The 23,423-nt window shown below is 41.6% G+C and carries 22 protein-coding genes; 14 read left to right on the top strand and 8 right to left on the bottom strand.

Going from position 1 to position 23,423, the window contains the following annotated elements:
* Positions 1-17 precede the first annotated feature (17 nt).
* The gene (locus ACM0OT_RS19015; protein ID WP_414565968.1) at positions 18-962 is read left to right on the top strand and encodes a GDP-L-fucose synthase family protein; all 945 of its coding nucleotides are present in this window, start codon (positions 18-20) and stop codon (positions 960-962) included.
* Positions 963-1,064: 102 nt separating this feature from the next.
* A complete protein-coding gene (locus ACM0OT_RS19010; protein ID WP_414565979.1) occupies positions 1,065-1,601 on the top strand; it encodes a 5-formyltetrahydrofolate cyclo-ligase in 537 nt (178 codons plus the stop codon).
* Between the two features lie 56 nt (positions 1,602-1,657).
* On the opposite strand, the gene ACM0OT_RS19005 is transcribed toward ACM0OT_RS19010, so the two are convergent.
* The gene (locus ACM0OT_RS19005) at positions 1,658-2,431 is read right to left on the bottom strand and encodes a glucosamine-6-phosphate deaminase (RefSeq protein ID WP_414565967.1); all 774 of its coding nucleotides are present in this window, start codon (positions 2,429-2,431) and stop codon (positions 1,658-1,660) included.
* Positions 2,432-2,654: 223 nt separating this feature from the next.
* Here ACM0OT_RS19005 and ACM0OT_RS19000 point away from each other — a divergent pair, with 223 nt between their 5' ends.
* Positions 2,655-3,329 (top strand): HAD family hydrolase, encoded by a 675-nt coding sequence (locus ACM0OT_RS19000; protein ID WP_414565966.1) that lies wholly within the window; start codon positions 2,655-2,657, stop codon positions 3,327-3,329.
* A gap of 1 nt (position 3,330) precedes the next feature.
* On the opposite strand, the gene ACM0OT_RS18995 is transcribed toward ACM0OT_RS19000, so the two are convergent.
* Both ACM0OT_RS18995 and ACM0OT_RS18990 read right to left on the bottom strand, forming a co-directional pair.
* On the bottom strand, positions 3,331-4,926 hold the full coding sequence (locus tag ACM0OT_RS18995; protein WP_414565965.1) for a serine/threonine protein kinase: 1,596 nt from the start codon (positions 4,924-4,926) through the stop codon (positions 3,331-3,333).
* Between the two features lie 249 nt (positions 4,927-5,175).
* Positions 5,176-7,434, bottom strand: coding sequence for a BamA/TamA family outer membrane protein (locus ACM0OT_RS18990; RefSeq protein WP_414565964.1), 2,259 nt, complete (start codon positions 7,432-7,434; stop codon positions 5,176-5,178).
* A 244-nt stretch (positions 7,435-7,678) separates the two neighbouring features.
* Between ACM0OT_RS18990 and ACM0OT_RS18985 the strand changes: the two genes are divergently transcribed.
* Positions 7,679-9,037: a lipid-A-disaccharide synthase-related protein gene (locus ACM0OT_RS18985; protein WP_414565963.1), complete on the top strand. Its 1,359-nt coding sequence runs from the start codon at positions 7,679-7,681 to the stop codon at positions 9,035-9,037.
* A gap of 95 nt (positions 9,038-9,132) precedes the next feature.
* Here the strand turns inward: ACM0OT_RS18985 and ACM0OT_RS18980 are convergent, their stop codons facing one another.
* On the bottom strand, positions 9,133-9,855 hold the full coding sequence (locus tag ACM0OT_RS18980; protein WP_414545848.1) for a response regulator: 723 nt from the start codon (positions 9,853-9,855) through the stop codon (positions 9,133-9,135).
* A gap of 300 nt (positions 9,856-10,155) precedes the next feature.
* On the opposite strand from ACM0OT_RS18980, the gene ACM0OT_RS18975 reads away from it, so the two are divergent.
* The 4 genes from ACM0OT_RS18975 to ACM0OT_RS18960 all read left to right on the top strand — a co-directional run bounded on the left by ACM0OT_RS18975 (position 10,156) and on the right by ACM0OT_RS18960 (position 15,248).
* Complete coding sequence (locus ACM0OT_RS18975) at positions 10,156-11,820, top strand: PAS domain S-box protein (RefSeq protein ID WP_414565962.1); 1,665 nt, start codon at positions 10,156-10,158, stop codon at positions 11,818-11,820.
* 333 nt (positions 11,821-12,153) lie between these two features.
* Complete coding sequence (locus tag ACM0OT_RS18970; protein ID WP_414565961.1) at positions 12,154-12,582, top strand: response regulator; 429 nt, start codon at positions 12,154-12,156, stop codon at positions 12,580-12,582.
* A gap of 156 nt (positions 12,583-12,738) precedes the next feature.
* Complete coding sequence (locus ACM0OT_RS18965) at positions 12,739-14,076, top strand: ATP-binding protein (RefSeq protein ID WP_414565960.1); 1,338 nt, start codon at positions 12,739-12,741, stop codon at positions 14,074-14,076.
* A gap of 35 nt (positions 14,077-14,111) precedes the next feature.
* On the top strand, positions 14,112-15,248 hold the full coding sequence (locus tag ACM0OT_RS18960) for a response regulator (protein ID WP_414565959.1): 1,137 nt from the start codon (positions 14,112-14,114) through the stop codon (positions 15,246-15,248).
* Positions 15,249-15,527: 279 nt separating this feature from the next.
* Here the strand turns inward: ACM0OT_RS18960 and ACM0OT_RS18955 are convergent, their stop codons facing one another.
* The gene (locus tag ACM0OT_RS18955; RefSeq protein ID WP_414565958.1) at positions 15,528-15,983 is read right to left on the bottom strand and encodes a response regulator; all 456 of its coding nucleotides are present in this window, start codon (positions 15,981-15,983) and stop codon (positions 15,528-15,530) included.
* 580 nt (positions 15,984-16,563) lie between these two features.
* Between ACM0OT_RS18955 and ACM0OT_RS18950 the strand changes: the two genes are divergently transcribed.
* From ACM0OT_RS18950 to ACM0OT_RS18940, 3 genes are all read left to right on the top strand, one after another.
* The gene (locus ACM0OT_RS18950; protein ID WP_414565957.1) at positions 16,564-17,766 is read left to right on the top strand and encodes an AAA family ATPase; all 1,203 of its coding nucleotides are present in this window, start codon (positions 16,564-16,566) and stop codon (positions 17,764-17,766) included.
* Between the two features lie 423 nt (positions 17,767-18,189).
* The gene (locus ACM0OT_RS18945) at positions 18,190-18,555 is read left to right on the top strand and encodes a ferredoxin thioredoxin reductase catalytic beta subunit (protein WP_414546518.1); all 366 of its coding nucleotides are present in this window, start codon (positions 18,190-18,192) and stop codon (positions 18,553-18,555) included.
* On the top strand, positions 18,552-18,944 hold the full coding sequence (locus ACM0OT_RS18940) for a DUF309 domain-containing protein (RefSeq protein ID WP_414565956.1): 393 nt from the start codon (positions 18,552-18,554) through the stop codon (positions 18,942-18,944). The genes ACM0OT_RS18945 and ACM0OT_RS18940 overlap by 4 nt, the downstream gene beginning before the upstream one ends.
* Positions 18,945-19,105: 161 nt before the next feature.
* Here ACM0OT_RS18940 and ACM0OT_RS18935 read toward each other — a convergent pair whose 3' ends face one another.
* Together ACM0OT_RS18935 and ACM0OT_RS18930 are read right to left on the bottom strand one after the other, a co-directional pair.
* A complete protein-coding gene (locus tag ACM0OT_RS18935; protein WP_414565955.1) occupies positions 19,106-19,318 on the bottom strand; it encodes a DUF2283 domain-containing protein in 213 nt (70 codons plus the stop codon).
* Complete coding sequence (locus ACM0OT_RS18930; protein WP_414565954.1) at positions 19,306-19,575, bottom strand: hypothetical protein; 270 nt, start codon at positions 19,573-19,575, stop codon at positions 19,306-19,308. Before ACM0OT_RS18930 ends, ACM0OT_RS18935 begins: the two co-directional genes overlap by 13 nt.
* A gap of 194 nt (positions 19,576-19,769) precedes the next feature.
* On the opposite strand from ACM0OT_RS18930, the gene ACM0OT_RS18925 reads away from it, so the two are divergent.
* From ACM0OT_RS18925 to ACM0OT_RS18915, 3 genes are all read left to right on the top strand, one after another.
* Entirely contained in the window at positions 19,770-20,267 is a 498-nt protein-coding gene (locus ACM0OT_RS18925; RefSeq protein WP_414565953.1) for an LptA/OstA family protein, read from the top strand.
* Positions 20,268-20,295: 28 nt separating this feature from the next.
* Positions 20,296-21,024 (top strand): LPS export ABC transporter ATP-binding protein, encoded by a 729-nt coding sequence (gene lptB / locus ACM0OT_RS18920; RefSeq protein WP_414565952.1) that lies wholly within the window; start codon positions 20,296-20,298, stop codon positions 21,022-21,024.
* A 215-nt stretch (positions 21,025-21,239) separates the two neighbouring features.
* Positions 21,240-22,355 (top strand): LptF/LptG family permease, encoded by a 1,116-nt coding sequence (locus ACM0OT_RS18915; protein ID WP_414565951.1) that lies wholly within the window; start codon positions 21,240-21,242, stop codon positions 22,353-22,355.
* 103 nt (positions 22,356-22,458) lie between these two features.
* On the opposite strand, the gene ACM0OT_RS18910 is transcribed toward ACM0OT_RS18915, so the two are convergent.
* Positions 22,459-23,079: a CP12 domain-containing protein gene (locus ACM0OT_RS18910; RefSeq protein WP_414565950.1), complete on the bottom strand. Its 621-nt coding sequence runs from the start codon at positions 23,077-23,079 to the stop codon at positions 22,459-22,461.
* Positions 23,080-23,423: the final 344 nt, after the last annotated feature.

The raw sequence follows: 23,423 nt of genomic DNA, 5'->3' as shown, positions 1-23,423 counted from the left end.
CCCATGAGGCTAAAAATATGACCACCTTTGAACTCAGCAACAAGCGAATTCTCGTCACTGGTGGGGCGGGTTTTCTCGGTCGTCAGGTGATCGATCAGCTGTGTCAAGCTGGAGCTGATAGTGCCAAAATTACAGTACCGCGATCGCGTGAACATGACTTGCGTAGTTTGGAAGTCTGCCAACGGGTAGCCGACCAACAAGATATTATTATCCACTTAGCTGCTCACGTGGGTGGTATTGGTCTTAACCGGGAAAAACCAGCAGAGTTATTTTACGACAATTTGATTATGGGTACTCAGCTAATTCACGCTGCCCATCAAGTTGGAGTAGAAAAATTCGTATGTGTAGGCACCATCTGTGCTTATCCCAAATTTACCCCTGTGCCATTTAAAGAAGATGATCTCTGGAATGGCTACCCAGAGGAAACTAACGCCCCCTACGGCATTGCTAAAAAAGCGCTGTTAGTGCAATTGCAATCTTACCGCCAGCAGTATGGCTTTAATGGCATTTACTTGCTGCCAGTAAATTTATACGGGCCAGAAGATAACTTTGACACCAGCAGTTCCCATGTGATTCCGGCGTTAATTCGCAAAGTCCACGAAGCCCAAATTAAGGGAGAAAAACAACTTCCTGTTTGGGGTGATGGTAGTCCTACCCGCGAGTTTCTGTATTCAGAAGATGCGGCACGGGGAATCGTCATGGGTACTCAATCTTATAATGACTCCGAACCAGTTAATTTGGGAACGGGTTCGGAAATATCCATTCGTGATTTAATTACTCTCATCTGTGAATTAATGGAGTTTGATGGGGAAATTGTTTGGGAAACCGACAAACCTAATGGTCAACCTCGTCGTTGTTTGGATACTGAACGAGCCAAGCAAGCCTTCGGCTTTACGGCTCAAGTAAGTTTTAGGCAAGGGTTAAAGAATACGATTGAATGGTATCGGCAAAACGCTGCATAATGATTCTGGGGTGGGCGTTGCCCACCTTTTTTATTTGGCAAAGATGAATGCAAAGTCACCCGAAGGGAAGCGTAAAGGTGCGCGGAGGTGGTTTTAATTTTGATGGAGAAAATGGAATTACGCCGGACTATACTCAAACAACGGCAATCGATGTCTGTGGAAGAATGGCGAGAAAAAAGCGATCGCATCTGTAAAAATTTGCAGCATGTCACCTTATTTACCCAGGCAAAAACAATACTTGCTTATTTCAGTTTTCGTCAAGAACCTGACCTTGGTGCATTATTTACCAATAGCCAATATCGTTGGGGATTTCCTCGTTGTGTAGGTAAATCTCTTAATTGGCATATCTGGCAACCTCAGGATTCTCTGCAAACCGGCGCTTATGGTATTACTGAACCTCATGCCCACGCCCCAACTATTAATCCCCAAGAAGTTGATTTAATTCTTGTCCCTAGCGTCGCTTGCGATTATCAAGGATATCGCCTGGGCTATGGTGGGGGTTATTACGATCGCTTACTCAGTTCTCCAGAGTGGAGTCACAAGCCAACTATCGGTATTATATTTAATTTTGCTTATTTACCTCAACTACCTATTGAAACTTGGGATCAACCATTGCAAGCTGTGGTGACTGAAAATTAATTTGCTGACTGGTGATCAATTTTTGGCGATTGTCCATAACTGTATTAGAAATACATTTAAGACAGCAAACTAGCAGAATTTATATCTAAAAATAACGTTGCTTGCGATTGCTTTCTGAGAATTGATGCTGGACAATTTGTGGTAATTGACTCTTGTAACATCTGTTTAACTGTCTGTGATTTACGTTTTTCTGGTGCTAGACAGATAATTTTTTTAGTTGCACAAATCAAAGGCAAAGTAACAGTAAAAGCGTACTGTGGAACACTATCAATATTGGGAAAGTGACCTGTGTTAACTTGTTGCTGGCGATTTGTTATGTCTAATTTTACCAATTTGACACTGTAAGGATCTTGAAAATTAGCTACTGCTGGGTCATTAAAGGCCAAGTGTCCATTTTCACCAACACCCAGACAGCACAAATCAATTGGCTGTGCTTGCAATAGTTTTGTGTAGCGATCGCACTCTGTGATCGGTTGCAAGGCATCGCCTTCTATATAATGGAATTTATGGGGAAAAATGCGCTTTTCTACACGTTCTCGCATATAGCGCCGAAAACTAGCAGGATGGTCAGCAGTCACTCCCAAATATTCATCTAGATGAAATAAAGTAACTCGTGACCAGTCTACACCACCAAGTGAGATTAAAGCATCCAGAAATTTGAGTTGGGAATTACCTGTTGCTAACAATACAGCTGCTGTGTCTTGTTCCTGGAGAAGTTGCTGTAAATACTGTTGTGTGATTTCTGCAACTGCTAACGCCATTTCTGCTTCAGAGTTGTAAATCTGCACTAATAAGTCATCGACATGAAAAGAGTTTGTAGCGGCTGACATTTGCTTACAGGGAATGTTGTCAATAGAAGAGAGGCTAGAGGCGAGGGATTAGAGAAGAAAGTTGCTTATTCTTGGTTGTGGTTTTTTCCGTGATTGACTAACTGGAAAAAGTGCTGAGTACTGTTAAAAATACTAACCCCTAGTCCCTTTATATGACTGAGGACAAAAACCATGTAAACTATGTAAATAAAGTTAATAATTATTTACAATCTACCCCAATATCATGCTAGCTGCAATTCTCTTTGACTTAGATGGCACTATCGTCAATACTGATCCTATTCACTATCAAGCTTGGCAGCAAATGCTGTTGAGTTATGACATCGAAATTGATGAGAGTTTCTACAAAGCTCGTATTAGTGGACGGTTAAATCCAGAAATTGTCAAAGATATCCTGCCACAATTATCAGTAGCTGAAGGTCAAAAATTTGCAGATGAAAAAGAAGCCCTATTCCGTGAACTTGCTTCCCATCTCCAAGCAATTGATGGATTTGCTGAACTCATCGCATGGACAGAAAAACATCAATTAAAACGTGCTTTAGTAACTAACGCCCCTCGACTAAATGCAGAATTTATGCTTGAGGTGCTAGGAATACAAACAGCTTTTCACACAATCGTGGTGGCAGATGATTGTGTTGCAGGAAAACCTGACCCTACGCCTTATCAAGTAGCATTAAATAATTTAGGAATTAAGCCAGAGGAAGCGATCGCCTTAGAAGATTCTCCCTCTGGTATTCGGGCCGCAGTGGGTGCTAAAATTCGCACTGTTGGTGTAGCATCCACTCATGATCCGCAAGTCTTGCAGGAAGTTGGCACGTTGATGTCCATTCCAGACTTTACTGATTTGCAATTGTGGACGTTTCTTAATTCGTTGATCGAATCTGCAAATTTAACCTTCTAAATTAAAGCGATGAACCACTAGCCGGAATCTCCACTGTGGGGACTATCACAGGGGGTCTATCTGGGCGTTTTGATTCCACTGGTGGTGGGGTGGGGATGACCACAGGCTGTGATGGTTTCACTATTGAAGGTGGCGGTGGCGGTGGCGGTGCAGGTGAAGTAGACTCTTTGCTAGTGGTAGGTATGACAGTGGAGCCTGGCGATTCTGGGGATGCAGCCTCTTCACGTGATGAACGGATTTTCCGTAGCCTTTCTATTAACGGCGGTGTAGGCGCAACACTAGGCGAAACTGAAGGTTTTACAGGTCTTACACTATTGGTACGCGGCGCGTTTTCACTAGAGCTACTGCTACTAGTTCTGGGAGTTTCTTCTTGAACCACGGGTACAGAACGCTGGCGTTGTCTGGGTGTTGATGCTGGTGCTGTGTTCCTGGCGGGAGAAGTGCGAGTATTTTGAGGAGTGTTATTTTCTTCCCTAGAAGATGAAGCTGGCGAATTAACAGCAGGTTTTGTTGGTGCAGGCTCTATTGTCCGTTCTTCAAAAAGTGGTGGTGAAGATGACTGTGGTTCAGCACCAGAAAATAGGCTGGTGATCCCAAAACCAGCTGTACCAGCAACAGCAGCTACACCTAAAGCGATGAATAATTTAGTATTCCCCGGTTTTGTCGATCTTGAGGGCTTTTTAACTCGACTGAGGACAGTTGCTTGGGGCAATTTTTCTCGCTGCTGCTTCGCAGACAAATTTATTGTGGGTACTGCCTGAGTAGGGGGTGCTTGGGGTGTACTCATGCCACTTAGAGGCAGTAGTTGCAGCCAGTCGGCAACTGTGGCGGGACGAAAGCGAGATTCTACAGCCATACCACGCATGACTGCTTGATTGACTGCTGCACTCAAATGAGGTTGCAGTTCACGGGGAGATGGCATTTTTTCGCGATCGCGCAACAAGGCCGGTAAAGGAACTTGTGCTGTCAATAAAGCATACAATGTAGCTGCCAAACCATACACATCTGTAGCGGGTGTGCGCGGTGCTTGGGTCAAATACTGTTCAATGGGAGAATAACCTTCAGAAACCATTCCTGTCTGAGTTTGCCTGACACCGTTATTAAATTCACGGGCAATACCAAAATCAATCAGTACTACTGCCTGAGTTCCTTGACGCAGAATAATATTATCTGGTTTAATATCGCGGTGCAGTAAACCATTGTTATGTACTACCTGTAATGCTGCACCAATTTGCCTGATGTAATGAATTGCGGTTGCTTCTGGTAAAGGAATCGCAGGCAAGACAAAGGCGTTACCTAAAGTTTCCCCAGGAATATATTCCATCACCATGTAAGGCAGGCCATCTTCCACAAAAAAGTCGCTAACTCGGACAATGTTGGGGTGGATACAAGTGGCTAAACGTCTGGCTTCATCCTGAAATTGACGCTCAAACTTAGCAAAATCAGGGTGTTGTCGCAGTCGTTCATTAATGGTTTTCATCACTACCTCCTGACCTAAGTAGTGATGAGTAGCCTTAAACGTGATGCCAAAGCCACCGCGCCCGATTTCTTGAATCAGGGTATATTTGCCACCCTGCAAAATTGTGCCTGCTAACATAGAGAGTTTTAAGTCCTGATTCCTGAGTAAGCAGATAGTACTGATTCCTGATTCTCCAAGCAATCCCTAATCAACAATTTTTTCCATATCTTGACACAAGTCAAGAACTAACAAGGATATCACCCTTGTCTTGAGGAATATATTAATGTTGGCAACTCTTGAAGTGTCAAACTTCTCAATGATCGTAACAGCTTTGTCTTTTTGATCATACAATAGGGGCGATTGGCCGTTTGTCTCCACAAAGACCCATTAAAATCTTTGACCTATACCTAAATGTACTCGGCTTTCTCCTTGGTCATTAATTCCATAGTCAGCGCGAATTAAACCCAGAGGGGAGTCAATCCGGACTCCAGCCCCATAACCAAAACCATTACCTGGTTTACCGCGCACACCCGCGGGATCTCCGATGACGGTATCACCAGAACCCAAGTCTGAGGCAAAGTCAGCAAAGACGACACCACCTAACACAGGGATAATGGGAAAACGATATTCTGCGGAAGCCAATACATAAGTCCGCGCACTACCCACTTCGCCCGACTCATAACCCCGCACTGAATTAGAACCACCTAAGTTAAAACTTTCGTAGGGTGGTAAATCGCCGAGGACAGTCCCCGCTTGGAAATTGACAGCGAATACTTGTGACTGGGTGTTGTTAGTATTAAATAATTTTACTGGCACATACTGACTGTAATTCGCCGTGAGGCGATTCATGGAAATATTACCTTGACCAATGGGTAGGGATTGTTCTGCACTTAAACTTACCAAAGAACCTTGAGTGGGATTAAAAATATTATCTCGTTTGTCTTGGGACGCAGTGAAAGATACAGTAGCCAAATCATCAATCCCCGTACCACTGGCTGATAGGCGATTCCCTAGTTCGTCAACCGGGGAAATATTACCTTGGCGATCGCGAATACTGGTGCGTGTATAATTTAATCCCAAAGATGTATTCCAGTCGTCTAGTGGTTGCTGGAGGCTGAAGGACGCACCAATTTGACCTTCTCGCGCTTGGTCACCGTTGGGTAAGGGAACACTATTATCCAAGGTTGAGGAAATTTCCCGGCGACGGAAAGTATTAATGCTATAACCTAAACGATCTGGTTCTGTTGAACGATAGGGACTGGTAAATTTAGTATCAAACTGCACGTCTCGCCGACTTACACCTAAACTTACAGCCAAATTATCGTTAATACCACCAATGTTTTGGTCTTGATAACTTAAAGTTCCTAATAGTCCCAAGTCAGCGTTATAGCTACCACCAACGTTAACCGCCCTAGCCCCCATTTCCTTGAGATCGTAAACAACATCAACTTTATTGGCATCGCCTTCAAGGTTGACATTCACTGTCTGAAATAAACCAGTACCGTATAGTCGTTGAACATCTTCCCTGACAGTATTTTCTTGGTAAATTTGCCCTGGTTGCAGTTGTAATTGCTGCTGGAGGAAATCGGGTTTGGTACGTCCTGCTACTGGTTGTCCCTGACTGTCAACGGTTTTCCCATCTTCGCCAATAAAACGAAACTTGATGTCACCCACCAAGCCTTCCGCGACATTTACGGTGAGAACGCCTTGGCGGTTGGGCAAAATTGATAGCACATTTGCCAGTTGATAACCATTGTCGGCATACCATTGGTCGATTTGTTGGACAACTTGTTTGAGTCCCTCCGGACTAATGGGTTTGCCAATTTGTGATTGGAAACGTTCTTGCGCTACTGGATAAGTTAGTGCTTTAGCTCCTGACAGTTGCAGCGATCGCACGATTACTGGTTGCACCTGATACACTACATTTAAACCTGCTGGTGTGGTGCTGCTACTGACATTAGCACTAGTAAATAAACCTGTCTCTAAAATTGCCGCTACGTCCTGTTGTAGCTGGCTTTGACTAGTGTCCCTACCAACTTTGGTTTTCACCACTTGGCGCACAATCTGCTGCAATTCTTCGGTAGCACCTACTACTTGGATGTTTGTAGCTGTGACTACTAAGTTGTTATCAGTATTGGCCAAGATGAGGAGGGATTGTGGGGAGGTGAGGCGATTTTCTGGTACAGCTAGAGAGTTTCGGGAAAAATGTTGGATATCTAGAGTTTCTGGTGAAGCAGATATGGGTTGATTTTCTAGATTTATTGGCGTTAAAGCTACTGGAGATTTTTGATTGGTGCTTACTGGTACAACTAGAGAATTTTGAGAAAATTGTTGGATATCTAAAGTTTCTGGTGAAGCAGATATGGGTTGATTTTCTGGATTTATTGGTGTTAAAGCTACTGGAGAATCTTGATTTACACTTGCTGGTACAACTACAGAGTTTTGAGAAAATGATTCGGTAGTTACGGTTTCTGGGGATGCAACAGATTCCATGCGCGCAGGTGTTGCTTCTATAATCGGCACAACGGAGTTTTCCGCAGGTTCATCTTGAGAAATGGTTTTGCTAGATGTAGCCGTTGCTTGTTGTGTAATATTGCTAGCTGCCAAAGTAGCTAAAGTTAAAATTGCAGCAGAAGAAATTCGCATAATATTTATTTTAATTAACTGGTAGTTAGTTGTAATGAGGTGAGTTAATGAGGATTATACTAACTTCCAGCTGCTTGGCCGATTGATATCCTCATTTATACCTCTTGTCCAAACAGACAGTTAATTTTCAGATTTTGTTTCTATGCTGGATGAAAAGCGTTATTTACTAGATATTGCAGAATCTAAAATCCAAAATTGTTTAATGACCTTCACCAATTAGTTTTATTTGTGTCTACCTATTTATATGAGTAATGTCTCTCGGTTATCTTCAGATGCAACTTCTCGTTTGCAGTTACTAGTTTTAAGCAATGGTCATGGAGAGGATATAATTGCTATCCGCATTTTGCATGAACTCCAGCAACAACAAAATTCCCCGGATATTTTTGCTTTACCTTTGGTGGGTGAAGGACACGCTTACCAACAATTAAATATCCCACTGATCGGTTCAGTACGTACCATGCCTTCTGGTGGGTTTGTGTATATGGATAGTCGTCAACTAGTAAGAGATGTGCGTGGCGGTTTAGTGCAACTTACCCTGAATCAAATTAAAGCTATGCGTCGTTGGGTGCGTTCCCAAAAAAAATTAGGCAACAAGACAGCTATTTTAGCTGTAGGAGATATTGTACCGCTGTTGTTTGCTGCTTTTAGTGGTACTAATTATGCTTTTGTGGGTACGGCAAAATCAGAATATCATGTCAGAGATGAAGTAGGGTTATTATCCAGAAACTCAAAAGCCGCCTATTGGGAAAATTTTTCTGGTTCGATTTATCATCCTTGGGAACGTTGGTTGATGAGTCGTCGCCGTTGTCGGGCTGTGTTCCCTAGAGATTCTTTAACTACAGAAATATTACAAAAGTGGTCAATTCCCGCTTTTGATTTCGGTAATCCCATGATGGATGGTCTGCAACCGTCATTTTCTTCGGCAAAATTTTATAATGTCGCAGCCCAACAGCAAGAAATAGCTAGACCATTGGTAATTACTTTATTACCCGGTTCCCGTGCCCCGGAAACATATAATAATTGGCAAGTCATTATGACTGCTGTCTCTGCATTAATAGCTAGTTTTCAAGAACGAGATTCTATTTTCAACTCTTGTGGCAGCATAGTATTTTTAGGAGCGATCGCCCCGAGTTTAGACACCAACATTTTATCCCAAACTATTCAATCCCAGCGCTGGCAACCCCACACAGAATCGCCCATTCCCCTACCTGACCCCAATGCTTTAATATTTCAGCAAAAAAATGCATATTTAGTGCTAACACAACAATCATATAACGATTGTTTACATTGGGGAGATGTGGCGATCGCAATGGCCGGCACAGCCACAGAACAATTTATCGGCTTAGGTAAACCCGCCATCGCCATTCCCGGTAATGGACCTCAATACACCCCAGCCTTTGCCGAAGCCCAAAGCCGCCTTTTAGGATCATCCTTGATTTTAATAGATCATCCCACCAAGGTAGTGCAAGTAGTGCGATCGCTACTCAAAAATCCTGATAGTTTGCACGTCATTGCTGAGAACGGGATGCAACGCATGGGTAAACCAGGTGCTGCAAGACGTATCGCCGATTGTTTACAAGCAAAATTAGGGAGTAGGGAGTAGGGGAACACTTTTGAACGCCAGTTGCTACAAGTCGAGAAACCCGCCCAAAGCACTGGCTCCTTTTGACTTGCGCTATGCGGCCCCTTGTCCCTTAATCACCCAACTAAACCAGAACGCAACGCACGGACAGCAGCTTGAGTACGGTCATCGGCACAGAGTTTATTCAGAATATTCCGCACATGGGTTTTCACTGTCCCAACTGTGATGTAAAGTTGTTCGGCGATTTGCCCATTGCTACACCCAGCAACAATCAACTCTAGAATTTCTAGTTCGCGTTGTGTTAGAGGATAGGTTTCTAAAACTTGCTCGTATTCTGTGGCTAGGGCCTCGATTTTTACCGTTTTTGGCTTATCAGAACCTGGGGTTTCTCCAGGAATTCCTTGGCGCATTTTCCGTAACACTACGTTGGCAATGGCAGGATCAATCCAAGAGTTACCACCGTGAGTTGCTTGTATGGCTTCTGTTAATTTATTGATACTTGTCTCTTTCATGTAATACGAGTCTGCACCTGCTGCAAAAGCTGCTAGTACTGCATCCTCTGTATGATCCATTGTCAAGATCAAAATTTTAGTCGCTGTTTGTCCAGTTTCCGCTTGAAAGCGCCTAAACTTACGGGTAAGTTCAATTCCATCCATGTCAGGCAAGCCGATATCTACCACTGCTACGTCTGGCTTGGCTGTTTCCAAAAGTTTTAGTCCTTGGGTGGCATTTGCTGCCTCACCAATTACTTTCAATGCACTGTGGGACTGCAATGCAGCTCTTAGTCCCATTCTAGTCAGGTCATGATCTTCAATTAAAATAATGCTGATTTCACTCATCGCTATACCCGCTCTTTTCTGATTGCATCATGCAAACTATGGCTTTTTTTAGCAGTTTATCTGATTTTCCCAAACCTCAAGATAGAGGATATTTTATTAATCCTGCATCCACCGATAGAAATAATAAATACCTATTTTTTCAACAATATATACAGGAAAAAATCTAGCCTTAGATATATAGCTAGTTTAGCAAGAAAAATGAAATATTGATACGGACTATAATTTGTATCATTGCTTTAAGTATTAAGCAGTCATCTCATAATTAATACTATTCTAAATCCTTAAAAAGATCTAAAGAATATGCATAAATCAGATAAAGTTAAAGATGAAATGACAGAAAGTGAAAGACGTCTACGTGCTATTTTTAACCAAACCTTTGAATTCATTGGCTTAATGAAGCCAGATGGCACTCTGATTGAAATCAATCAAACGGCGTTAGATTTTGCGGCCCTCTACAAACACCAAGTGATTGGCTTGCCCTTATGGGAAACTCGTTGGTGGTCAATCTCTAAACAAATTCAGAGACAACTGAAAAATTCCATTGCTTGTGCAGCTAGTGGACAATTTGTGCGTTATGAAGTCGATATTGTCGGGACTGGCGATAGAGTTGCTCACCTAGATTTTTCGATTAAGCCCATCAAAGATGAAACTGGGCAAGTTACTTTCCTGATCTTGGAAGGTCGAGATATTACAGACCAAAAAATTATGGCAGTTGATGCCCATAGGTTATTTAATGAACAGGTTTTTTCATTACCTCATCAGTGTTTCAAGATGGGGTTTGATCATATGACTCAACGTCATCAGACAGAACAAGCATTACACGAAAGTGAAGCGAGATTTCGCGCTACCTTTGAACAAGCTGCTGTAGGTATTGCTCACATAGCGTTAGATGGTCGGTGGATACGCGTTAACCAAAAACTGTGTGAAATACTAGGTTATACCAATGAGGAGCTTTTAAAGCTGACCTTACAAGATATTTTTCATGCCGATGATTTAGCAACTGATGCAGTCAAAATTCGGCAACTATTAGCCGGAGAAATTCAGACTTACTCAACGGAGAAACGCTACATCCGCCAGGACAAGTCGTCAGCTTGGATTAATCTCACAATGTCATTATTGCGAGAAGCCGATTGGCTACATGGAAATTATGAGGCAAAACCTAATTACTTTATTGCGGTGATGCAAGACATTTCCCAGCGCAAACAAGCAGAATTTACTTTGCAACAACGGGCAGAGGAACTTACACGTTTAAACACAATTTTGGCCCATACCACTAGCTTATTACAAAAGCGTAATCAAGAATTAGATCAGTTTGTATATGTAGCTTCCCATGACCTGAAGGCACCACTGCGGGCGATCGCCAGTCTCTCTGAATGGTTAGAAGAAGACTTAAAAGAGCAATTACCCCCAGACAACCAACACCAGATGCGCCTGTTGCGGGGGCGAGTCCGCCGCATGGAAGGGCTAATTAATGGCTTATTAGAGTATTCACGAGTGGGGCGCAGTCAAACAGAATTATTCTTAGTTAATGTTGAAGCTTTGTTACGGGAAATCATCGATTCCTGGGAATTGCCATCAACATTTGTCATCGATATTGCTCCGGAAATGCCTACTTTTATCACCAAGAAATTTCCTTTACAACAAGTATTTGCCAACTTGATGGAAAATGCCATTAAGCATCACTCACGCGCCGATGGGCACTTAAAAATTTCTGTGCAAAATCAGGGGAAATATTACAAATTTATCGTGGCAGATGATGGCCCGGGAATTTCTCCTGAATATCAAGACAAAGTATTTGTGATTTTTCAAACGCTAGAAGCCCGCGATCGCCAAGAAAATACGGGTATTGGTCTAGCGATCGTCAAAAAGATTGTCGAAACCGAAGGCGGTACAATTACTTTAGAGTCTCAGCCTGGTATTGGCAGCACTTTTAGTTTTACTTGGCTGAAACAACCAAATGAATAACAACGTTCAGGCTTACGATACAGCATTTTGCTATTTAACTCTCACTAATGACTGAGGACGGGCGTTAACTCGCTCATTTACAATTATTGTGAGGTTTAATAAAGTATTTTATTTTATTTTCCTTGCTGTTATGCTGATTCTTGTCACTTAGCAAACTAACAGACCTGATTCTGAAATTTGTTACTTGACAAATTAACGAATTTCAGATTGTTAATAACTAATTGTCTACTAGCCATTAGTTATTAACCATTAGCTACAATTTAACATTTTAATTCTCATACACTGTTTAATTAACCAGTCAAAAATAAAAAAAAGCGAATTTAATGCCAGGAAATGCAAGAAAGAGTGATTAACATATTGCTAGTGGAGGATGACGAAGTAGATGTCATGAATGTCAAGCGGGCATTCAAGAAGGTTAATATTACCAATCCAATTTACCTTGCAGGCAATGGCATAGAAGCACTCAAAATGCTGGGTGGCAATGGGCAACCGCCCCAGATACCGGCACAAAGACGTTTGGTCTTGCTGGATTTGAATATGCCTAAGATGGGTGGGATCGAATTTCTCCAAAAATTACGTTCTGATCCCCAACTGAGGACAACTCCTGTAGTTGTGATGACAACATCCAACCAAGATCAAGACAGAGTAGAAGCTTACAAATTAAACGTTGCAGGCTATATTCTAAAACCTATTACCTTCACAAATTTTGTGGAAATGATGGCAGCACTGAATAAGTATTGGATATTGTGTGAAATACCTTGACTAACCAAAGCCGTGGTTTGACATCCTCAGAGTCTTCAGCCGATGAGTGGGAAAAATTCATAAAAAACCCATCTAATTTCAAAACTATTTAGTTGCCTATTTTGAACATAAAGATGCTAAACATCAACCTGTATTTGACAGCGAAAATAAAAACCAATGGAAGAGACGCTGAGAATTTTGGTTGTAGATGATGACGAAGTAGACCGCATGGCAGTGGGACGGGCCCTGACTCAAGCAGGAGTTTGTATGAAACTGTCTGAAGTAGACAATGGAAATGATGCACTAGCTGCTTTGAAGTCTACTACCTACGACTGTGTGTTCCTTGATTATCGTTTACCAGACCAGGACGGTTTAACACTGATCCAAACACTACGGGCTGCGGAAGTGAAAGTTCCTATGGTAGTTCTGACTGCCCAAGGAGATGAGCAAATCGCTGTCGAGTTGATGAAAGCTGGTGCTACAGATTATCTTTCTAAGTCGAGAGTAGGTGCAGAAACTCTGGCCCAGGTGTTGCGTCATGCCATGCGGGTACACCGTGCAGAAATGCAAGCAGCTTTGGCCAACCAGCGGCTGAGAGAAAGTAATGAACAGCTGATTCGTAAGAATCAAGAACTGGAGAGTCAACGTCAACAAATTCAGTTACAAAACTTCAAATTATTAGAAGCATCACGTCTCAAATCGCAGTTTTTGGCAACGATGTCTCATGAGCTGCGGACACCGATGAATGCCATTATTGGGTTCTCTCAAATATTGTTGCGCCCTAAGTTTGGTCATTTGACCCAAAAGCAAACAGATATGGTGGAGCGGATTCTCAACAATGGTAAACATTTGTTGATGCTAGTCAATGAAGTCCTGGATTTTTCTAAGCTAGAAGGAGGGCGATTAGAACTAAAACCAGAATTATTTGATTTAACAAAGGTGATCAATCTGGGCGTCGCCGAAATGCGTTCTTTAGCTGAGGCCAAAAAGCTGTCTTTGCGAGTTGACATTGACATCGAAAATCCTTGGATATTTAATGACTCAGTGCGCGTGCGGCAAATTTTAGTGAACTTACTATCCAATGCCATCAAATTTACAGAGTCTGGTTGTATTTGGGTGGAAATTGAAGAAGTAGCGAAAAATCGCGTGGCGCTGGTAGTTCGTGATACAGGTATTGGCATAGCAACCAAAGATTTTCCCTATATTTTTGAAGCTTTTCGCCAAGTTGATCAAAGTATCACACGCAAGTATGCTGGTACAGGGTTAGGGTTGGCCATCATTGATTCTTTAGTGCGAATGATGGGAGGCAAAATAATTTTGGAAAGTCAATTGGGAGTTGGTTCGATGTTTAGAATTGAAATCCCACGGCAAGTTTTATTACGCCAAGATTCTGGGGGAAATTTTCCGGCTCTAGATGTGGATGGCCATGATATTTTTGGTTCTGTGCAGAACCCACATCATTCTGCGACTAAATCCAGCAAAGCATCGATGGGATTTCACAAGTTTAAAATATAAAATATTTCAATTTTTTTTACAAAAAGTCGTTAATCATGTCTGTAGTGGAAAATTCTCAAATTGATCGTATTCTCGCCGTTGATGATACTAGAGACAACCTGATCTTGGTTCAGACTATTCTGGAAAGTGAGGGGTATGAAATTGATTTAGTTACAGACGGTATCACAGCTTTGGAGCATATTGAAAAATCTCCACCCGATCTGATTTTGCTAGATGTGATGATGCCAGGAATTGATGGTTACGAAGTAACTCGGCGGATTCGTCAAAACCCTAACTTGAATGTCAATTATATTCCCATTCTCTTAATTACTGCCTTTCACGAATCTAGTGTTGTGGAAGGCTTAGACGCAGGTGCAGATGATTTTATTCGCAAACCATTTGATACCGATGAACTTTTAGCCAGAGTGCGATCGCTCCTGCGCCTCAAACACAGTTTGGACGAACAAAAGAAGATGGCCCGCCAGCGCGAAGACTTTGTTTCGCGTTTAACCCATGATTTGCGGACTCCTTTAGTAGCTTCTGATCGAATGCTGAGTTTGTTTGAACAGGAAACATTCTGCAAAATTTCCCCGGAAATGAAACAGGCGATCGCTGTAATGATTCGCAGTAATCAAAACTTAATGCAGATGGTGAATACTCTGCTAGAAGTTTCTCGATTCGAGGCTGGTAAAAAGACTTTAAATGATGACATTTGCCATCTTCCAGAGATTATTCAAGAAGTCGTGAGCGAACTTAATCCTCTTGCTAGTGAGAAGAATTTATATCTAAAAATAGACACTAGCAAGTTAGAGCAACAGCCAGAAATGAATGGTGTCGTCATGGGTGACCCGTTAGAATTACGGCGTGTATTTAACAACTTGATTGGCAATTCTATCAAGTTTACGGATACAGGAGGTATAGAAATTCAGATTTCGGAAAAACTAGCTGATTCTCAGAGTCAGGGTTGGGTAACAATTGACGTTAAAGACACAGGTTATGGTATTGCTCCTGAAGATCAATCAACCGTTTTTGAGCGATTTCGTCAAGGCAGAAATAAACGCTCAGGTAGTGGATTAGGGCTGCATTTATCGAGCCGAATTGTCGAAGCACACGGGGGAAAAATTACGCTGACCTCTGAAGTTGGTAAAGGTAGTATATTCACCGTGACAATACCGAAAGATAGTAGTCAGTAGTCATTGAAGAAAGTAGGGGGAGCCGGGGAAGAAAAGAAAATATTTTTAATTGGTAGCTAAACGCCTCAAATCCTTGCTTGATAATCAATGTTTCTTGTATTTGCTTCCCCAGAATTGCCATATCACAAAATCGCGTTGCTTCCAAGGCTTTTACAAAAATTTAAACCGAGAGTTTCCATCTGGGCCAACTTTTCCAGACTACTTCCGCGCAGGTATACCTCATCTTATTGAGAACTGCTATGTTAATTGATTATTATTAAATTATTTTCCTTGTTTTACTTAGTATTCAGCACTTTTGAGAGTCGAGGGAGATTTAAGTTTACCTTGTAGCAGTCGGTGAAGTATCGCCTCTAAATCCTCAATCATGTAAGGTTTGCTGATGTAGTCATCAAAACCCCCTGCGAGGAGGCGCTCTCGATCCTCTTTACCAGCCAAAGCTGTAACTGCGATTACTGGAATTTCGCAAGTTAGCGGTTCTTGTTTCAGATAATGCACAATATCGACTCCACTCAGACCTGGTAACAGAATATCTAACATGATCAAGTCTGGCTGATACTCTTTTGCTACTAGTAAGGTAGTAGAACTGTCATTTTGACAAATAAATCTACAGCCAAGTGACTCAAGGGCATAACTAAGCAGCAGTAGACTATCATCATGATCTTCCACTGCTAGAATTAAAGGCTGCTGTGAGTTGTACTTCTTTTCATCACTCATGAAGGAATGGGCCAGATACATCTCTTCTCCAGAAGATTGAATTGGAATTTATCGTCTCACTTAAAGATACGAGTCATTCCGTAAGGGTATAGAATCACGCTAATCCAGGATTGGCTCAAGTTTTTCTTTTCCTTTGTTGATCAGTTAATAATTATCAGTCACGCTACAAGGATCAAGATAAATAAAATCTCTAGCCAATAGGTTTAGCAAGTACCCCTCGATTATACGCAAAATTACAGAATATGTTCCTCAGAGTTTATCAGAAGTGTCCATAAAAAATTAGCATCCACCGTATTATCTCTGGTGTGACTAATTTCCGTAGAGCCAAATATACAGAATCATAAATAGAGATTACTGCCAATCTTATCTGGAACTACTTGTCATTTATCTCTCAATCTCAGTAGAAATAACAGGACATCTTACTGCTAAATTTTTTATCTATTGGAATTTTTGTGCTACAATTGTAGTATACAAAAAATACAGCTTAAAAAATCAAAAATTTAACATATCCTAGAGCCACATAGCATTTCCCAATGACACGAGGTACACCCTAACTCCTAGCTGGTGTCAAAATTCGATTATCGCTGCGTAATTCAGAAATATGGAATTTGATTATTTTAGAAACAAAGAAAGTACTCCGAATAATAATAATGGTCAAAGTTTACTGTCTAGTGGTTGGCGACCATTTCATAGAGAGTTAGACTGGGAGTTTTTCTGGCAACTGTTACATAACGACAGCCACGAATTAACTCAAAAAAGTTTGAATTTAGTGAGTAATTTTGCTGAAGTTTTAGGACGCAATAATTATGCTTGGTGGGCTAATTTATTGAATGTCGTATCTGATAATACACGTTACGAAGTAGAAAAATTTTGGAATTATATTACACCAGACCCGCAATCACCAGATCATCGCCACAAAGATGTTTTGAGTACAGAAACACCTATTGTGCAATTTGTGAGCCGTAGCAGTATTCCTATTGACTACGTTTTGAACCGTCTGCAAGAAATTACCATATTACGAGTTTTACAACTTTTAGGTCGTCCCGATATTATTACCCAATACTACTTAGAAAGAGATTTTTATTTTCCTGTAGATAAATTTGTGACTTGGGAACGCTTAGACGTGATCAATACCGTTTATGCTTATTGGTCACAGGAAGATACTTGGCTGCAAATTGAGTCTTATGAGCGGGGACGGCGACAATATACTTTAATGTCAACCAATCTCTCGCCGCTGATTAACAAAGCAACTTATGACTTAGCAGTGATGCTGAGTGGATATCAAAGTCGTGTCGGTAAGGTTCATAGCCAATACCCCATTCGCAGTTTTCCAGCAGATATTCAAAACTTTAGTGACACAGTACAACAGGCAGTTTTGAATCAACATCAGTTAGCAGTTGTGGTACATGGTGAACCAGGTACAGGTAAAACTGTCTGGACACAAGCAGTAGCTAAAGAAATTATTGTGCCTTTAGGGTATGTAATTTTCATTTTGGATCATGATGCGATCGCTAACTTTGTACCACCAAGTTACTTAGAACGTATTTGCATCATCATCAACGAAGCTGATAACTTGGCACAAAATCGAGCATCTGAAGTAGCACAGTACAACAACAAAACAGAACACATTCTGGGTTTGTTAGATGGAACTTTGTACCAAAGTATCATTGATGATTCGGGGATTCAAAGCAAGCAGCGACTAGTAGTTTTGATGACTTGTAATACCACCGAAAGATTAGACCCAGCGATGTTACGCAAGGGACGAGTAGACTTGATCTACGAGTTTACCGAGAGATTTGTCTAGTAGGGAAGTAAATTTTGCCGCCCATGTATCAGCCTAATTTTCTGCCCCAAGTCAAAAAGGCATAAATACTTATTCATTGGGGAATTATGGACAAGCGATCGCCTTAGCTGAAAAACTACTCAAAATTCTCCTTCTAGAAGATGCGCCTGCTGTCAAACTATTAAATCCCCCCTCAATCAAACCGTTAATTTTGCCACAAAAGTCAGGGGTTACTATGAATTGTATTCAAAAATTCAATGCATTTTGACAATTAAGCTTCTTTAATATTCCAGATTTTTGGGACTCTAGTATCCTAGACATACAAACCTTTAGACAAATTGATATCAGTTGAATTTTGTCAGATTGGGGAAATTCCCCTATCAATAGCCCCATGAGGCTGAGGTACAATGCAAAGAAATATTTAAATTATGAGCGCCAATCCACATGATCTCATCAGAAAACAACACCACATCCACCGATAAAAGCCTAGAAGCAATGCGGCATTTTTCCGAACAATATGCCAAACGGACTGGAACCTACTTCTGTTCGGAACCTTCTGTCACCGCAGTGGTAATTGAAGGACTAGCCAAACATAAAGATGAACTAGGTGCGCCCTTATGTCCCTGTCGCCACTACGAAGACAAAGAAGCTGAAGTCCACGCTACATACTGGAACTGTCCTTGTGTACCCATGAGAGAACGCAAAGAGTGCCACTGTATGCTGTTTCTCACACCCGATAACGAATTTGCTGGAGATCAACAAGAAATTTCTCTAGAAACAATCAAAGAAGTGCGAGACAGTATGGGATGAGCAAAATGATGTCCCAAGAGTTTTGGCAAGGCGTAGAACAATTCAACTCTGGACAATTCTATGCCTGTCATGACACTTTAGAGGCTTTGTGGATAGAAGCAAGCGAACCAGAAAAAACCTTTTATCAAGGTATTTTACAAGTTGCTGTGGCACTATATCATTTGGGTAATCGCAACTGGCGAGGTGCAGTGATTTTACTGGGAGAAGGCAGCAACCGCCTGCGACGCTACCCATCTATTTATGGCGGCATTGATGTAGACGAGTTATTGAGTCAGAGTGCAGCATTGTTGACGGCATTACAAAATACTGAAGCAGATAAGATTAGCACTGGTGACTGGGATGAAAATCAGTTCTTGCCTTTGCCTAGAATTGTCCTCATGAACGATTAGTCAGGTGGTTTGGGGTCAAAAATTGGGGAATGGGGCAACTTTCCTCTTCCCCATTATGCTGATCTGACTTTTCCGCATCCCGTAAAAAGTCAGTTTCTAGAACTGGTAGACTTACCAAAGTGTTCTCATGCAAAGGACAGTTTAGACATCGCCGTAGCCAACTAAATTGCAAATGTCTCAAATGCCACCCGCACGGATTCAGATGCAGTAGAGATAAAATTGAGCTTTTCAAAACCAATAACCTTCCCATCTTTATCCTTCATCAACAACACCTCATCCCCCGTTTCTTCAACCTCATATTCATCTTCGGGATTGCCAAACCAGACAACTAGAGTATTACCAGTTTTGTCGTGAAAAACTTTTACTTGTGCCATATAACTTCTCCTTCTTTAATCGCACCTATTCGATATGCTGTAATCAGAAAGCCTTCACCATTCAGTTGTTTAGTCACTGCACAAACCCATCGCTTCTCACCATCTGCACGATAAAACAAGTAAACTTTTTGATCGCTTTTACTTAAACGAATTTCATCGGGTTCGCTGAGTGTAGCTTGAATATCAACTTCCCGTCCTCGCATAATTAATGTAATTGAGAAATTTTTACTTCCCATTAACCCTGGCACAGGGGTCACACCTTCCCCAAGTCCTTGACAAAATGAGAGTTACGCTAAGATGCTGCATATTGGCGAAACCTTGTTGCTGGGCCAAGCGTCAATATTTCAGCCAGCAGTTATCCCAAGTTATTCCAGAATGTAGATTTTATCTCTGGACAAAGTAATTGAGATAAGTGGTATACAAGCTGATATCCTAAATTCGTAATTAATCTATGACCACCTGCTATAAATTGCCAATATCACAAATACGTCGTTTTGGATTAGCCTTGATGCTACCCGCTGCACTCTTGGGTGCCTTGACATTTCCTACCCAAGTCCAAACAGCTACGGCACAAACATCAGGCGACAATCGTCCCCTAACCATCCGTTCTGATGTACAAGAATATAACGCCAACACTGAAGTAATTACAGCTCGTGGCAACGTGCAAATGTTGTATCCGGCTCGCCAACTGCAAGCAACTGCTGCTCAAGCACAGTATTTTAACAAAGAACGCCGCATTGACTTTAGTGGGAACGTTTATATTTTGCAACAGGGTGTCAATAGTATGCGCGCCGAGAGAGTGACTTATTTGATTGACGAGGGCCGGTTTGTGGCTTTACCTCAAGCCAATCGTCAAGTAGAGTCCACTTACATGGTCAATGACACTGAAATTGGTGGACAAGCTACCACACCAGCCCCAGCGACACCAGGTTTAAACTTGTCTAATTAGCATTAACCAGTAAGTAAAGGCGCGAATCGTGAAAATTGTTTTAGAAAACATTCACAAATCCTACGGTAAGCGAAATATCGTTAATCGCGTCAACATTTCTATTGCCCAGGGTGAAGTCGTTGGGTTACTAGGCCCTAATGGTGCAGGTAAAACGACGACTTTTTATATTGCCACGGGTTTAGAAAAACCTAATCAGGGAAGAGTTTGGCTAGATAGTCAGGAAATAACCGAGCTGCCTATGCATAAAAGGGCACAATTGGGCATTGGCTATCTAGCTCAAGAAGCAAGTGTTTTTCGCCAACTGTCGGTACGAGATAATATACTTTTGGTGCTAGAACAAACTAATGTGCCACGATGGGAGTGGTCAAGGCGAATGCAAACTTTATTGCGGGATTTTCGCTTGGAAAAAGTAGCCAATAGTAAAGGAATTCAACTATCTGGTGGCGAACGCCGTCGGACGGAATTAGCCAGGGCTTTAGCCGCAGGGCCAGAAGGGCCAAAGTTTTTATTTTTGGATGAACCTTTTGCTGGTGTTGATCCCATTGCGGTTTCCGAGATTCAGCACATTGTTGCCGGATTACGCGATCGCGGTATGGGTATCTTAATTACAGATCATAATGTGCGCGAAACTTTATCTATTACTGACCGCGCTTATATCATGCGTGAGGGACAAATTCTCGCTTTTGGTAATGCTGATGAACTTTATAACAATCCATTAGTACGTCAATACTATTTGGGTGATAATTTTCAAGCTTAATTAAAATAATTAATTCTTAAAAAGATAATTTTAATTTTTAATTTTTAACTCCCTTAATTTCATCTTTATTAGTCTGTTTTAATTACTAAGTTCAAAATCGTATATTTGTACTTTATTTCGCCTGGAGTGTTCAGACTTAATTTGAAAAATTTCTTATGATATCAAAAAAGCTCAAATTTTTTTACAGCCTCAATTCACTACTGCCTTTTACAATCATGGATCGCTACCTAACCAGTGAATTGGTAGCACCATTTTTATTTGGTGTAGGAGCTTTTTCATCACTGGGCGTCACTATTGATGCTGTATTTGAGCTAGTGAGAAGAATTGTCGAATCTGGACTGCCAGTAAACATTGCTGTTCAGGTTTTTTTATTAAAATTTCCCAATTTTATTGTCTTAGCCTTTCCCATGTCCACGCTGCTGGCTACTTTAATGACCTATAGTCGTCTTTCCAGCCAGAGTGAACTGATTGCTCTGCGTGGCTGTGGAGTCAGTGTCTATCGCATGGTACTAACTGCGGTGATGTTGAGTCTTTTGGTCACAGGACTAACATTTGTGTTTAACGAGCAAATCGCACCAGCAGCAAATTACCAAGCAAGTATTACTCTTGAGAAAGCTTTGAAATCAGACAAGCCGATTTTAAAGCAGCAAAATATTTTCTATCCCGAATACCAAGAAATTGAGCAGCCAGATGGTAGTAGGAATAGGATACTAGCGCGCTTATTTTATGCCGACCAGTTTGATGGTCAGCAGATGAGAGGTCTGACAATTATAGATCGCACTACAGAGGGTCTTAATCAAATACTTGTGTCAGAATCTGCCGAGTGGAATCCTGCTCAAAATGTGTGGGATTTTTACAACGGCACAGTTTATTTAGTAGCTCCCGATCGCTCCTATCGCAATATCTTACGATTTGAACACCAACAACTGCAACTACCGCGGACACCATTAAATTTGGTAGAGAGAAGCCGAGACTACGGCGAAATGAATATTGCTGAATCCCTAGAACAATTAGAAATAGAACGGATTGGAGGCGATCGCCAAAAAATTCGTAAACTGGAAGTACGGATTCAACAAAAATTTTCTTTGCCATTTGTCTGCGTAGTCTTTGGCTTGGTAGGTGCAGCAATGGGCAGCATACCCCAACGAACTGGACGAGGAACAAGTTTTGGTGTCAGTGTCATCGTGATTTTTACGTATTATTTAATTTTCTTTATTAGTGGTGCAATGGGACAAGCAGGGATTTTCTCTCCCTTCATAGGCGCTTGGTTGCCTAACTTCCTGTTTTTAGGAATAGGTTTATTTTTATTAATGCGGGTTGCAGGACGTTGAGGGAGTAGGGAAGGGGACAAGGAAGAAGACAAAGGGGAATCCATATTTTATCTGTACTGTACTAGTAACAAAATCTTTCTTCCCCGTAGCCCCATCTCTGCAACTAAGGATGGAAATTGCGACATTCCGGCGCATCTGGATTGTCCCGACAGTACTCCTCAAACGAAACCTTAGCGGAAACCATACCTTCCGATTTGTGATGAGCAGCTTCGGCCTGAAGTTCTTCTACTTCATCCCAGGCCGCAGCACAAGCTTTAGAATAAGCACCATGCTCAGTACAAATAGCGCGAGCGCCTTCAATAGCTTGCTTAATTCTCTCTTCTAGCATGAGCGCTTTTGGTGATTCCACAAAGTTGCTCTTGGTCAAAATATCCGTAGTCGAGATAATCCCCAACAATTTACCTTGAATTACAGGTGCCCTACGGATACCAGTATTCGCAAATAATCGTGCTACATATTCCACACTTAAATCTGGATTGACGATAATGCAGGGCTTGGTCATAATTTCGTAAACCCTGACCTGCTTAGGGTCTTTACCGTAGGCTATTACTTTATAGACAATATCCGTTTCTGTAACAATGCCATAAGCATCAGAATCATGGCGACAATCTACAACTAAAGCACGTAATCCTTTTTCTTTCAATAGCGCCACAGCTTCAGCGACAGTAGCCGAACCGCGAATGGTAACTACCTCTGTGGTCATGATATCTTCAGCTTTCATCATTACTGTAGTCTCCTGGTAAATAATTAAAATGCAATACGAGATATTCAGTCTTAAGAGACCTATCGCCACAAGTTATAGCCAGGGTATGGCTGAGTGCTAAAGGTAGGAAGATATTAGAAGTACAAAAGAAAAGTATTGCAGCACACAGTTTAGTAACGAGGGCATGAATCCAGCAATATTTTTCAGCCACAACAATAAATTAGTGCAACTTTTAGTTTCTGATGCTATCCAAAATGACCAAAGTCTAAAATCTGAGGATTAATCAACCCAGTCGGTCTAAAATACTTCGTTAAAATAAGCGAAAAGGGAAACAGTAAATTTTTGCCCCTGCCTGGCATTAAAAC

It is taken from the genome of Anabaena sp. CCY 9613 (assembly GCF_963920895.1).
Lineage (GTDB): Bacteria > Cyanobacteriota > Cyanobacteriia > Cyanobacteriales > Nostocaceae > Cyanocohniella.
This window is presented reverse-complemented; position numbering and strand designations above follow the sequence as displayed.

What these genes read in the sequence shown, in the direction of transcription:
- ACM0OT_RS19015 (WP_414565968.1), top strand. Translation starts at nt 18, where the DNA reads ATGACCACCTTTGAACTCAGCAACAAGCGAATTCTCGTCACTGGTGGG.
- ACM0OT_RS19010 (WP_414565979.1), top strand. Translation starts at nt 1,065, where the DNA reads ATGGAGAAAATGGAATTACGCCGGACTATACTCAAACAACGGCAATCG.
- ACM0OT_RS19005 (WP_414565967.1), bottom strand. Translation starts at nt 2,431, where the DNA reads ATGTCAGCCGCTACAAACTCTTTTCATGTCGATGACTTATTAGTGCAG.
- ACM0OT_RS19000 (WP_414565966.1), top strand. Translation starts at nt 2,655, where the DNA reads ATGCTAGCTGCAATTCTCTTTGACTTAGATGGCACTATCGTCAATACT.
- ACM0OT_RS18995 (WP_414565965.1), bottom strand. Translation starts at nt 4,926, where the DNA reads ATGTTAGCAGGCACAATTTTGCAGGGTGGCAAATATACCCTGATTCAA.
- ACM0OT_RS18990 (WP_414565964.1), bottom strand. Translation starts at nt 7,434, where the DNA reads ATGCGAATTTCTTCTGCTGCAATTTTAACTTTAGCTACTTTGGCAGCT.
- ACM0OT_RS18985 (WP_414565963.1), top strand. Translation starts at nt 7,679, where the DNA reads ATGAGTAATGTCTCTCGGTTATCTTCAGATGCAACTTCTCGTTTGCAG.
- ACM0OT_RS18980 (WP_414545848.1), bottom strand. Translation starts at nt 9,855, where the DNA reads ATGAGTGAAATCAGCATTATTTTAATTGAAGATCATGACCTGACTAGA.
- ACM0OT_RS18975 (WP_414565962.1), top strand. Translation starts at nt 10,156, where the DNA reads ATGCATAAATCAGATAAAGTTAAAGATGAAATGACAGAAAGTGAAAGA.
- ACM0OT_RS18970 (WP_414565961.1), top strand. Translation starts at nt 12,154, where the DNA reads ATGCAAGAAAGAGTGATTAACATATTGCTAGTGGAGGATGACGAAGTA.
- ACM0OT_RS18965 (WP_414565960.1), top strand. Translation starts at nt 12,739, where the DNA reads ATGGAAGAGACGCTGAGAATTTTGGTTGTAGATGATGACGAAGTAGAC.
- ACM0OT_RS18960 (WP_414565959.1), top strand. Translation starts at nt 14,112, where the DNA reads ATGTCTGTAGTGGAAAATTCTCAAATTGATCGTATTCTCGCCGTTGAT.
- ACM0OT_RS18955 (WP_414565958.1), bottom strand. Translation starts at nt 15,983, where the DNA reads ATGTATCTGGCCCATTCCTTCATGAGTGATGAAAAGAAGTACAACTCA.
- ACM0OT_RS18950 (WP_414565957.1), top strand. Translation starts at nt 16,564, where the DNA reads ATGGAATTTGATTATTTTAGAAACAAAGAAAGTACTCCGAATAATAAT.
- ACM0OT_RS18945 (WP_414546518.1), top strand. Translation starts at nt 18,190, where the DNA reads ATGATCTCATCAGAAAACAACACCACATCCACCGATAAAAGCCTAGAA.
- ACM0OT_RS18940 (WP_414565956.1), top strand. Translation starts at nt 18,552, where the DNA reads ATGAGCAAAATGATGTCCCAAGAGTTTTGGCAAGGCGTAGAACAATTC.
- ACM0OT_RS18935 (WP_414565955.1), bottom strand. Translation starts at nt 19,318, where the DNA reads ATGGCACAAGTAAAAGTTTTTCACGACAAAACTGGTAATACTCTAGTT.
- ACM0OT_RS18925 (WP_414565953.1), top strand. Translation starts at nt 19,770, where the DNA reads ATGACCACCTGCTATAAATTGCCAATATCACAAATACGTCGTTTTGGA.
- ACM0OT_RS18915 (WP_414565951.1), top strand. Translation starts at nt 21,240, where the DNA reads ATGGATCGCTACCTAACCAGTGAATTGGTAGCACCATTTTTATTTGGT.
- ACM0OT_RS18910 (WP_414565950.1), bottom strand. Translation starts at nt 23,079, where the DNA reads ATGATGAAAGCTGAAGATATCATGACCACAGAGGTAGTTACCATTCGC.